General features: G+C 69.1%; 9 protein-coding genes and 2 pseudogenes. 10 read left to right on the top strand and 1 reads right to left on the bottom strand.

The window, feature by feature from the left end; genetic code table 11:
* The 10 genes and pseudogenes from VET29_RS43325 to VET29_RS43280 all read left to right on the top strand — a co-directional run.
* A pseudogene (locus tag VET29_RS43325) lies at positions 1–356 on the top strand (replication-associated recombination protein A); the annotation flags it as partial.
* Positions 353–1,174 (top strand): LLM class F420-dependent oxidoreductase, encoded by an 822-nt coding sequence (locus tag VET29_RS43320; RefSeq protein ID WP_324933186.1) that lies wholly within the window; start codon positions 353–355, stop codon positions 1,172–1,174. The pseudogene VET29_RS43325 and the gene VET29_RS43320, both read left to right, overlap by 4 nt.
* Before the next feature lie 88 nt (positions 1,175–1,262).
* Positions 1,263–1,676 (top strand): DUF948 domain-containing protein, encoded by a 414-nt coding sequence (locus VET29_RS43315; protein WP_324933185.1) that lies wholly within the window; start codon positions 1,263–1,265, stop codon positions 1,674–1,676.
* 130 nt (positions 1,677–1,806) lie between these two features.
* Entirely contained in the window at positions 1,807–2,130 is a 324-nt protein-coding gene (locus VET29_RS43310; RefSeq protein ID WP_324933184.1) for a hypothetical protein, read from the top strand.
* A gap of 71 nt (positions 2,131–2,201) precedes the next feature.
* A complete protein-coding gene (gene alaS / locus VET29_RS43305; protein ID WP_324933181.1) occupies positions 2,202–4,871 on the top strand; it encodes an alanine--tRNA ligase in 2,670 nt (889 codons plus the stop codon).
* Positions 4,868–5,356: a Holliday junction resolvase RuvX gene (gene ruvX, locus VET29_RS43300; RefSeq protein ID WP_324933178.1), complete on the top strand. Its 489-nt coding sequence runs from the start codon at positions 4,868–4,870 to the stop codon at positions 5,354–5,356. The genes alaS and ruvX overlap by 4 nt, the downstream gene beginning before the upstream one ends.
* Positions 5,353–6,624, top strand: a complete 1,272-nt coding sequence (gene mltG, locus VET29_RS43295; RefSeq protein ID WP_324933175.1) for an endolytic transglycosylase MltG — start codon at positions 5,353–5,355, stop codon at positions 6,622–6,624. Before ruvX ends, mltG begins: the two co-directional genes overlap by 4 nt.
* A complete protein-coding gene (locus tag VET29_RS43290) occupies positions 6,614–7,456 on the top strand; it encodes a shikimate dehydrogenase (protein ID WP_324933172.1) in 843 nt (280 codons plus the stop codon). Before mltG ends, VET29_RS43290 begins: the two co-directional genes overlap by 11 nt.
* An 11-nt stretch (positions 7,457–7,467) precedes the next feature.
* Positions 7,468–8,028, top strand: a complete 561-nt coding sequence (locus VET29_RS43285) for a GrpB family protein (RefSeq protein WP_324933168.1) — start codon at positions 7,468–7,470, stop codon at positions 8,026–8,028.
* 74 nt (positions 8,029–8,102) lie between these two features.
* A complete protein-coding gene (locus VET29_RS43280) occupies positions 8,103–8,744 on the top strand; it encodes an A24 family peptidase (RefSeq protein ID WP_324933165.1) in 642 nt (213 codons plus the stop codon).
* Positions 8,745–9,371: 627 nt separating this feature from the next.
* Here VET29_RS43280 and VET29_RS43275 read toward each other — a convergent pair.
* Positions 9,372–10,792: pseudogene (locus tag VET29_RS43275) on the bottom strand (IS3 family transposase).
* Between the last annotated feature and the right edge of the window lie 19 nt (positions 10,793–10,811).

Below are 10,811 nucleotides of genomic sequence, written 5' to 3'. Positions count from 1 at the left end.
TCGGCCTGCCCGAGTGCGCGCTCAACCTCGCCCACGCCACGGTCCACCTCGCGACGGCCCCGAAGTCCAACGCGGTCACCACCGCGATCGGCGCGGCCATGTCCGACGTCCGGGGCGGCGCGATCGGCCCCGTGCCGACGCACCTGCGGGACGGCCACTACGCCGGCGCCAAGAAGCTCGGCAACGCCACCGGCTACCGCTACCCGCACGACGTGCCGGAGGGCGTGCTGGAACAGCAGTACCCGCCGGACGAGCTGGTGGGGAAGGACTACTACAACCCGACCCAGCGGGGCGCCGAGCGCACCCTCGCCGAGCGGGTGCCGAAGCTGCGCAGGGCGATCAGGGGACACAGGTGAAGATCGGGTTCTGGTACGGCTTCCTCGACGACAACATCCACCCGGTGCGGCTGGGCCGGGCGCTGGAGGAACGCGGGTTCGAGTCGCTGTTTCTCGGCGAGCACACGAACCTGCCCGTCGCGGACCTCGCGTCGGCGCCGAGCGAGCAGCAGGCACACATCCATCCGAGGGTCACCGACCCACTGGTCACCCTCGGCGTGGTCGCCGGTGCCACCGAACGGCTGACCCTCGGCACGTCCATCCTGCTCGCCGCCCAGCGCGAGCCGATCGTCACGGCCAAGGCCGTCGCCAGCCTCGACGACATCTCGGGCGGCCGGCTGGTCCTGGGTGTCGGCGCGGGCTGGCACGACGGCGAGCTGCGCCAGCACGGCGTCGACCCCCGGCGGAAGGTCGCCGTGCTGCGCGAGCACATGCTGGCCATGCGTGCGATCTGGACCAGCGACGAGGCCGAGTTCCACGGCGAGCACGTCGACTTCGGCCCGATCCAGTCGTGGCCGAAACCGCCCAGCGGCCCCCGGATCCTCGTCGGCGGCGGCAAGAACCCGGCCTGGCGCAAGATCGTCGAGTACGGCGACGGCTGGTTCCCGATCTACCCCGGCGACCCGGCCCCGCTCATCGACGACATCGCGGACCTGCGGATCCGTGCGGCCGAGCTCGGCCGCGAGCTCCCGGTCACCGTGATGAACGCGCCGCCGGAGCGGGACACGCTGGCCAGGCTGGCCGACGCGGGCGTCGAGCGGGCACTGCTGGAGCTGAAGCCGGCCGACACGGACACGACCCTGCGGGCCCTTGATCAACAAGCCGGTCTGCTGACCTGAGCCGAACGGGCCGCTGTCGGGCCTTCGCGGTAGCCTTTCGCCCAATTCCACACCACGTCTCCACACCATGTCGAACCAGGGAGGGCTCGTGTCAGCAGGGCAGATCGCCGCGCTGATCGCGGCCGGCGCGTTCGTGCTGCTCGTTCTGCTGCTGGCGATCCCGTTGATCAAGCTCGGGCGCACGCTCGACGAGGCGACCATCGCGATCCGCAAGGCGCACACCAACACCGACCCGATCTTCACCGAGGCCAACACAACGCTCACCCGGGTGAACTCCCAGCTGGAGCGGGTCGACGGCATCACCGCGAACACCCAGGCCGTCACCGGCAACGTGTCCGCGCTGACCTCGGTGTTCACCGCGACGCTGGGTGGCCCGCTGGTGAAGGCGGCGGCCTTCTCCTACGGCGTCAACAAGGCGCTCAAGGCCCGGCGCAAGGCCAAGGAGGTGGCGGCCGAGGGCAAGCACGCTCGCCGCGGCAAGCGCAAGGGAGCCGGTTCATGACTGGCCCCGTGCCGACCTCGGGGTCGATCTCAGGCCGAGTGCTTCCCTGCCGCGCCTGCGGGCAACGTGACGCGAACCGGCCTGTCCTCCCCAACGTGGCCAACACGTTCGATGCCGGGGAGGCGGGACGGTGAGGAGGCTTTTCTGGCTTGGGGTCGGGGTCGCCGCCGGCGTAACGTTGTCGCGGAAGGCCCGGCAGACGGCCAAGCAGGCCACTCCGGCCGGGATCGCCGGTAACCTGGGAGACGCGATCAGCGGGCTCGCCGGCGCGATCGGCTCCTTCGGGGCCGATGTCCGTGCGGGCATGGAGGAACGGGAAGAGGAGTTGTCCGAGGTGGTCGAGCAGCGGTCCGGGGTCACCCCGGTGACGCGGCGCGCCCTCGGCGTCCGGGACGAGGGGCGCCGGCGTGCGAGCCGGCCCACCGACGCGCGAGCTCGCCGGGCGGGCAGCTGAGCCGCGCCCGGTAGCGCCGCGCTGTCCGCCGTGCCGGACCCTCGCACCTTCTCTACCCCAAGGACCCGACCGTGCAGACACACGAGATCTCCAAGCGATTCACCGACCACTTCACGCGCGCCGGGCACACGCTCGTGCCCAGCGCCTCCCTGATCCTCGACGACCCGAACCTGCTGTTCGTGAACGCGGGGATGGTGCAGTTCAAGCCGTACTTCCTCGGTGAGGAGCCGCCGCCGTACCCGCGCGCGACCAGCGTGCAGAAGTGCGTGCGCACCGGCGACATCGACGAGGTCGGCAAGACCACCCGGCACAACACGTTCTTCCAGATGGCGGGCAACTTCTCCTTCGGCGACTACTTCAAGGAAGGGGCGATCGAGCACGCCTGGAGCCTGGTCACCGGCAGCCAGTCCGAGGGCGGCTACGGCTTCGACCCCGAGCGCATCTGGGTGACGGTCTACGAGACCGACGACGAGGCGATCGAGCTGTGGCGCAAGGTCGCGGGCCTGCCCGACGAGCGCATCCAGCGCCGCGACGGCAAGGACAACTACTGGGACATGGGCGTGCCCGGCCCCGGCGGCCCCTGCTCCGAGATCTACTACGACCGCGGCCCCGAGCACGGCAGGGAGGGCGGCCCCGTCGCGGACGAGGACCGCTACCTGGAGATCTGGAACCTCGTCTTCATGCAGGACGAGCGTGGCGAGCTGTCCCCGAAGGTGGGTCACAAGCCGATCGGCGAGCTGCCGGCGAAGAACATCGACACCGGCATGGGCATCGAGCGCGTCGCGTACCTGCTCCAGGGCGTCGACAACGTGTACGAGACCGACCTGGTCCGCCCGGTGATCACCAGGGCGGAGGAGATGTCCGGGCGTCGCTACGGCAGCGACACCGTCGACGACGTGCGGTTCCGGGTCATCGCGGACCACGCGCGTTCCGGCGTCATGCTCATCGGTGACGGCGTCACCCCGGGCAACGAGGCGCGCGGCTACGTGCTGCGCCGCCTGCTGCGCCGAATCGTCCGGTCCGTCCGGCTGCTGGGTGTGAACGAGCCGGTGCTCGGCGAGTTCGCGAAGGTCGTCCGCGACACCATGGGCCCCGCCTACCCTGAACTGGTCGATCAGTTCGACCGTATTGACGGTGTGGTGCGCCAGGAGGAGGACTCGTTCCTCCAGACCCTCACGAGCGGCTCGAAGATCTTCGACGTCGCGGCGTCGGAGACCAAGTCCTCCGGCGGCACGCTCCTGTCCGGGGACAAGGCGTTCCAGCTGCACGACACCTACGGCTTCCCGATCGACCTGACCCTGGAGATGGCCTCCGAGCAGGGCCTGAAGGTCGACGAGGACGGGTTCCGCCGCCTCATGACCGAGCAGCGCCAGCGCTCGAAGCAGGACGCGGCGTCCCGCAAGGTCGGCCACGCCGACGGCGGCGCGTACCGGTCGATCCTCGACGATCACGGCACCACCGACTTCCTCGGCTACCAGGAGCTGTCCACCGAGTCGCGGGTCGTCGGCCTGCTGTCGGACGGCCAGCCGGCGGTCTCCGCCGGTGAGGGTGCGGAGGTCGAGGTCGTGCTCGACCGCACCCCGTTCTACGCCGAGGGCGGCGGCCAGCTCGCGGACACCGGCAAGATCATCGGTGACGGCGTGGTGGTCGATGTGCACGACGTCCAGTCGCCGGTCGCGGGCCTGAACGTGCACCGCGGCAGGATCCGCTCCGGCGAGCTGCTGCTCGACTCGACCGTGCACGCGGAGGTGGACCCGTCCCGGCGGCGTGCCGTGTCCCGGTCTCATTCCGCGACTCACCTCGTGCACGCGGGGGTGCGCCGTGCCCTCGGCACGCAGGCGGCGCAGGCTGGCTCGTTCAACGGGCCGGGCCGGCTGCGGTTCGACTTCACCTCGCCCGCCGGCGCGGTGCCGCCGAGCGTGCTGGCCGACGTCGAGGACGAGGTCAACGACGTGCTGCTCAACGACTACGACGTGCGGGCGGACATCCTCACCCTCGACGAGGCGCGCAAGCAGGGCGCGATCGCGTTCTTCGGCGAGAAGTACGGCGAGAAGGTCCGCGTCATCACCATCGGTGACTACTCGAAGGAGCTGTGCGGCGGCACCCACGTGCACCGTTCCGGCGAGATCGGCGTGGTCAAGCTGCTCTCCGAGGCGTCGATCGGCGCGGGCGTGCGCCGTGTCGAGGCGCTGGTCGGGCTGGACGCGTTCCGCTTCCTCGCGCGGGAGCACGTGCTGGTCGGGCAGCTCGCGGAGCAGTTCAAGGTGCGCCCGGAGGAGCTGCCGGAGCGCATCGGCCAGACCGTCGAGCGCCTGCGTACGGCGGAGAAGGAGCTGGAGCGGCTGCGTGCCGGCCAGCTCCTGGCGTCCGCGGGCACCCTCGCCGCGGAGGCGGAGGACATCCGCGGCACCGCGTTGGTCGCGGTCGCGGCACCGGACGGCGTGGGCGGCAACGACCTGCGCCAGCTCGCGGTCGAGGTGCGCAACCGGCTCGGCACCAGGCCCGGCGTGGTGGCGCTGTTCTCCGCGGACGGCGCGAAGGTCAACTTCGTGGTGGCGACGACGTCGGCGGCGCGGGACGCGGGCTTCGCGGCGGGCAAGCTGGTACCGGCGTTCGCGCCGGCGATCGGTGGCCGCGGCGGCGGCAAGCCGGACCTCGCGCAGGGGGGTGGCGGCAACGCGGGCGGTATCCCCGACGCGGTGGTGGCGCTGCGCAAGACGATCGACCAGGCGGGCGCGTGACCGGACCTGACCGGCCGGACATCGGTGATCCGGGGCCCGGCCGCAGGCTGGGTGTCGACGTTGGGTCCGTACGAGTTGGGGTCGCGGTAAGTGATCCGGCTCCGGTCCTCGCGACGCCACTGGTTACGCTGGCCCGCGACGAACGCTCGGACAGCGACCTCGATCGGCTGGCCGAGCTCGTTGCCGAGCACGAGGTGGTCGAGGTGATCGTTGGCCTACCCAGGACCCTCGCGGCACGCCACGGCAAGGCGGCGGCCGTCGCCACCGCCTATGCTCGCAAACTGGCGCGTCGTGTGCGTCCTGTCCCGGTGCGGCTCGCGGACGAGCGGCTCACGACGGTGACCGCCACCAGGATGCTCAGTGACCGAGGGGTACGGGGGAAGAAACAGCGGGCGGTGGTCGACCAGGCGGCCGCCGTCGAGATCCTGCAGGCCTGGCTGGACGGGCGGGCACGACAACCCCCACCGGAGGCTCCGCGGCCATGACGTACCACGACAGGCACTACGACGAAGACCTCGACCTGTTCGACGAGGCACGCACCGAGCAGATCCCCAAGGTGCGCGCCCGTAGCAGCAGCGGCGGCGGCAGTCGCGGTGGCAGTGGCAGGAGGAAGCCCCCACCGCCACCGCCGAAGAAGCGCCGTTCGTTCCTGTGGGTCGGCATGGTCGTGGTGCTCGCGCTGATCGCCGTCGGCGGCTACTACGGCTACAAGCAGCTCACCGGCATCGGCGACTACGACGACTTCGCCGGCAAGGGCACCGAGGACGTCATCATCCAGGTCAAGGGTGGCGACTCGACCGGCGACATCGCCGCGACCCTGGCCGACGCGGGGGTGGTGGCGAGCACGCGGGCGTTCGTCGTCGCCTCCGAGTCCAACGCCAAGGTGCGGGGCGTGCAGCCCGGCTACTACGTGATGAAGAAGAAGGCGTCCGGCGCGGCCGCCGTCACCAAGATCATCGACCCGAAGTCCCAGGTGGGCCAGTTCGACATCAAGGGCGGCGCGCAGCTGGAGAGCATCACGGCGCAGAGCGGCCAGCCGATCGACGGCATCATCGCCAAGCTCGCCAAGGCGTCGTGCGCGGAGCTGAACGGCAAGAGCACCTGCGTCACGCCGGAGCAGCTGGCCGCCGTGGCCTCGGGCGGCGACCTGGCCAAGCTCGGGGTGCCCGACTGGGCGATCCCCGACGCCGGCAAGGCCGAGCCCAAGCGCCGGTTGGAAGGGCTGATCGTGCCCGGCGTCTACGACGTCAGGCCGGGCTCGACACCGGACGAGCTGATGACGCAGCTGGTGACCGCGTCGGCGCAGAAGCTCCAGGCCGCGAACATGCCGACGGTCGCCGACAACACCGGCTACACGCCCTACCAGATCCTGACGATCGCGTCACTGGTGGAGAAGGAAGCCATCACCGACGACTTCGGCAAGGTCTCCCGGGTCACCTACAACCGGCTGCACGAAGGCATGCGGCTGCAGTACGACTCGACGATCAACTACGTGCTCGACCGGCCGGCCATCCGCACGAAGGAGTCGGACCGGGAGGAGGTCGGGCCGTACAACAGCTATGCCAACAACGGCCTGCCGCCGACCCCGATCGGCTCGCCCAGCGCGGAGGCGCTGAAGACGGCGGTGGCCCCGGAGCAGGGGTCCTGGCTGTACTTCGTGAAGTGCGAGAAGGACGGCACGTCCTGCTTCGCGACCACGAACGAGGAACACCTGGCGAACATCCAGAAGGCAAAACAGAACGATGCCTACTGACCCACGCCGGGCCGCGGTGGTGGGCAAGCCGGTCGCGCACTCGTTGTCGCCGGTCCTGCATGGCGCCGCGTACCAGGCGCTGGGTCTGAACTGGACGTACACCCGGATCGAGGCGTCGGAGTCCGAGCTGCCGGCGCTGGTGGCGGCCCTGGACGAGTCATGGGTCGGCCTGTCGGTGACGATGCCCGGCAAGCGCGCGGCACTGGAACTGGCAACGGAGGCGACCCCGCGCGCACAGCTGGTCGGCGCGGCGAACACCCTGGTCCGGACGGCGGACGGCTGGGCGGCGGACTGCACCGACGTCGACGGCGTGACCGGCGCGCTGCGGGCCGCTGGCTGGACGCCGGGCCCGGCCGCGGCGGTACTGGGCGCGGGCGGCACGGCGTGCGCGGCCCTGGCGGCCCTTGCCGAGCTCGGGGTCTCGTCGGCAACGGTGGTGGTGCGTGACGTGTCCCGTGCGGCCGAGGCGGTGGCGTGCGGCGAGGCGGCGGGCCTGGCGGTCGAGGTCTCCCCGTGGTCGGCCACGGACTTCGCCGGCCTGGCGTCGTCCACGTCGGTCCTGGTGAACACGACCCCACCCGAGGCGGTGGCGGACGTGGTCGCGGACCTGGCGGTGAGCCCGTGCGTGCTGGACGTTATCTACCACCCGTGGCCGACCACGCTGGCGACGGCGGTGGCGGCGCGCGGGGGAGTGCTGGCAACGGGCCTGGACATGTTGCTGCACCAGGCTTTCGGCCAGGTGGCGCGGTTCACCGGTCAGGTACCGCCACGCGAGGTCATGCGGGATGCGCTGCACGCGGAAACAGGTGGCGTTCTACCGCTTCCGCTCTAGGCTTGGATGCCGTGGACGAAGAAGCCATACGCGCGGCGACGATCGGCGAGCTGACCCCGTACCAGACTAAGGTCGTGATCGAGGACTACAACCCGGCATGGCCGGCGTGGTTCACGTGGGACCGGGCGAAGATCGAGGCCGCCCTGGGCGCGACGGCCCTGTCGGTCGAGCACGTGGGCTCGACGTCGGTACCGGACCTACCGGCGAAGCCGATCATCGACATCCTGCTACAGGTGGAGGATTCGGCCGACGAGGCGTCGTACGTGCCGCCACTGGAGGCGGCGGGTTTCACGTTGCGCATCCGCGAACCGGAGTGGTTGGAACACCGGATGCTGCAACGCCGAAGTGAGCCGCACAACGTCAACCTGCACGTCTTCTCACCACGACACGCGGCGGCGGAGATCAGACGAAAGCTGGCGTTCCGAGACTGGCTACGCACCCACGAGGACGACAGAGACCATTACGGGGCAACAAAACGCGAACTGTCCACAAGAGAGTGGCGCTACGTCCAGGACTACGCCGACGCGAAGACCACGGTGATAACGGAGATCCTGACCAAAGCCCTCCCCTAAGATTCCCGTACGAAAGTCCCTTTCGCTCGCCCTCCAGCTTGCCTCCCCACGCCTCCACCGCCGATCCTATCCCCATGAACATCTCCCTCCTCCTGACAACGATCGGCGCCACAACCGGTGCCGCATCCCACTTCCTGCTGTCCCACCTCCGTCGCGGCGCGACAGTCCACAGCGGACTACTGACACTGGGTATGGCGGCCCTGTGGGCAATGGCAGGCTGGCAAGCGGCAAGAGGCCACCTCCCCTGGTGGTGGCTCCCGGTCCCACTGTTGGTCGCGTGGCTTGCGGTGACACTGACAGCGGTGGACCTGAAACACCGCCGCCTACCGAACGCACTGACGCTACCCGCATACCCGGCAATAGCGGCGGTGGTAGCCGTCGCCTCCACCCAGGCCGGCTGGCAACTGGCCAGAGACGCCCTACTGGGTGCCACGGTCCTGGGTGGCCTGTACCTGACGATCCACCTCCTCTCCCCAACCTCGATGGGCGCCGGCGACGTCAAACTCTCCGGAACCCAAGGCGCGGTAATGGGCGCGGTAGGCCTACCCGCAGTGGCGGTAGGCACAGCACTGGCAGCGTTACTCACGCTGCTCCTGTCAGCCCTAACCCCAAGACGGCTCCGCGAACACTGGAACACAGGCGTCCCCCACGGTCCGGCCCTACTCGCGGCAACCTACGTGATAGCAACATTCCCAGCCATCCAACCCCCATCTTGACTCACGACCCCGGCGAAGTCACAGAGCCGATGGTCCACGGGTGTGTGAAGGCCCGGGTCGGGTTCTTTCAGTCCACTATGGAGGATTGGCAACCCGAGAAGTCGCCGAGCCTCAGACGTTGCTCCGGTGCGCCGGACTGTCCCGCAGGAGTCGATACACGAGCCAAAGGCTGCTTGGAACCGCAGGAACTCGACTTTGCCGGGGCCCGGGCCCTTGACTCCAGTCCGCAACGACCCACAACTGCGAGCACCTGGTGGACGAGGTCGCCGTCGTGACCCAGCCGCTGCTGGCGGCCTGCGAACAACGCCCACATCGCCGCCAGGATTCTCGGCCAGCCAACCGGGGCATCCTTATGTGATTGTCAAAGGCGCAGCCGGGGCAGGGTTTGGTAATAGGTCTTGTTGCGGCATGGCGAAAAGAACCGTTGCAGCGACGGCGGGCCAGGCAGATCAGCGCGGCATTGTGCTTCTTCCGCTCGCCAGGTATCCGCTGGGTGATAGGCCCTGCTGATGGGATCTGGCAGGGCGCCGAACGCGGCGAGGATGACGCTCGTCTGAGTTTGCGGGCGCCGATGCTCGCCCTTGATCGAGGAGCGGAATTTGTCAAGGTGAATGAGATCGGTGGGTGTTAGGCGGCTTCTGTGTCGGTCTGCTGGTCGGTGTCGTCGGCTGGCTGGTTGATCCAGACGGTGTCGGGTAGGTCGAGGATCTTCGGTGCTGTGGTGATGCCCCCCGAATCGGTGCGGGTGACGGGCGCGTGCCTCGGCGAGCACGGTGCGTCTGTTGGCGGTTGTGGCGGCTGCCAGTCCGAAGTGGACATCGGCGGGTGTGTGCAGTCCGATGCCGGTGTGGCGGTGCTCGTGGTTGTACCAGTGGGTGAACTCGTCCATGAATTTCCTGGACTCCGTCAGCGATCCGAAGCGTTCAGGGAACTCGGGGCCGTACTTCAGGGTCTTGAACAGTGCTTCGGAGTACGGGTTGTCATTCGAGACCCGGGGTCTCGAGTGTGATCGCGTGACCTCGAGATCAGCGAGCAGGGCGGCGACGGTCTTGCTGGTCATCGACGTGCCCCGGTCGGCGTGCACGACCTGCGGAACACCGTGGACGGAGAAGATCTGTTCCATCAGTTCCTTCGCCAGGACACCGGATTCGTGGGCGTGGACATGGACACCGACGATGTACCGGGAGTAGATGTCGATCATCACGTAGGCGTCGTAGTAGGTGCCTTTCGTCGGGCCGGCGAGTTTGGTGATGTCCTAGCTGTAGACCTGCCGGGGCGTGGTCGCGACCAGTTCCGGACACACCTTCGCGGGGTGGCGGGCGAGCGCGGCGGCGTTCCCTGACCTGCTTGTTGGCTGCCAGTACCCGGTACATCGTGGACACCGAGCACAGATAGACGCCCTCATCGAGCAGTTGCGCGTAGACCTGCAGCGGTGCCAGGTCCACGAACCGCGGGCTGGTGAGCACCTCCAGAACCCGCAGACGTTCGGACACGGTCAGCTTGTTGACCGGATCTGACACCGGTCGCGGCATGGCCACCGGTGTGAGCGCGGCGCGCTTCTTGCGTTGTCGGATCGACGTCGATCGCACCAGCCCGGTCAACGCCGCGGCCTGCCTCGTCGACACGCCATCAGCGGTCATCGACGCGTAGGCCTGGGTCAGCGTTTCCTGCGCTTCTCGTCGGAATCCGCTCTCTCGGACAGACTTTCCAACAGAGCGTGTGCTTTTCCCATGATGTCGAGCGCGGCCTCGGTGGTGTCCAACCGCTTGCTCAAACGGGCGTTCTCCCGCGTCAAGCGGGCGATCTCAGCCTGCTCCGGCGACAGCCTGCCGACTTTCTCGCCCGGCGCCCTGCCCGCCAGCACACCGGCGTCGCGCTGCTTACGCCACTCGCTGATCAACGACGAGTACAAGCCCTCTCGCCGCAGATATCCGCCGCCGTCGCCGTGCTCACGCCTCCTCGTAGGCACTCAGATGCGCGAGCTTCTCCGGCGCGCTGAACGCGCGCCGCCGCCTCGGCCCGTCACCACGCGGCTGTAGAGAATCCATCCGCCCATCATCGTCCTCA

Source organism: Actinophytocola sp. (genome assembly GCF_035634895.1).
In the GTDB taxonomy this organism is placed as follows: domain Bacteria; phylum Actinomycetota; class Actinomycetes; order Mycobacteriales; family Pseudonocardiaceae; genus Actinophytocola.
This window is presented reverse-complemented; position numbering and strand designations above follow the sequence as displayed.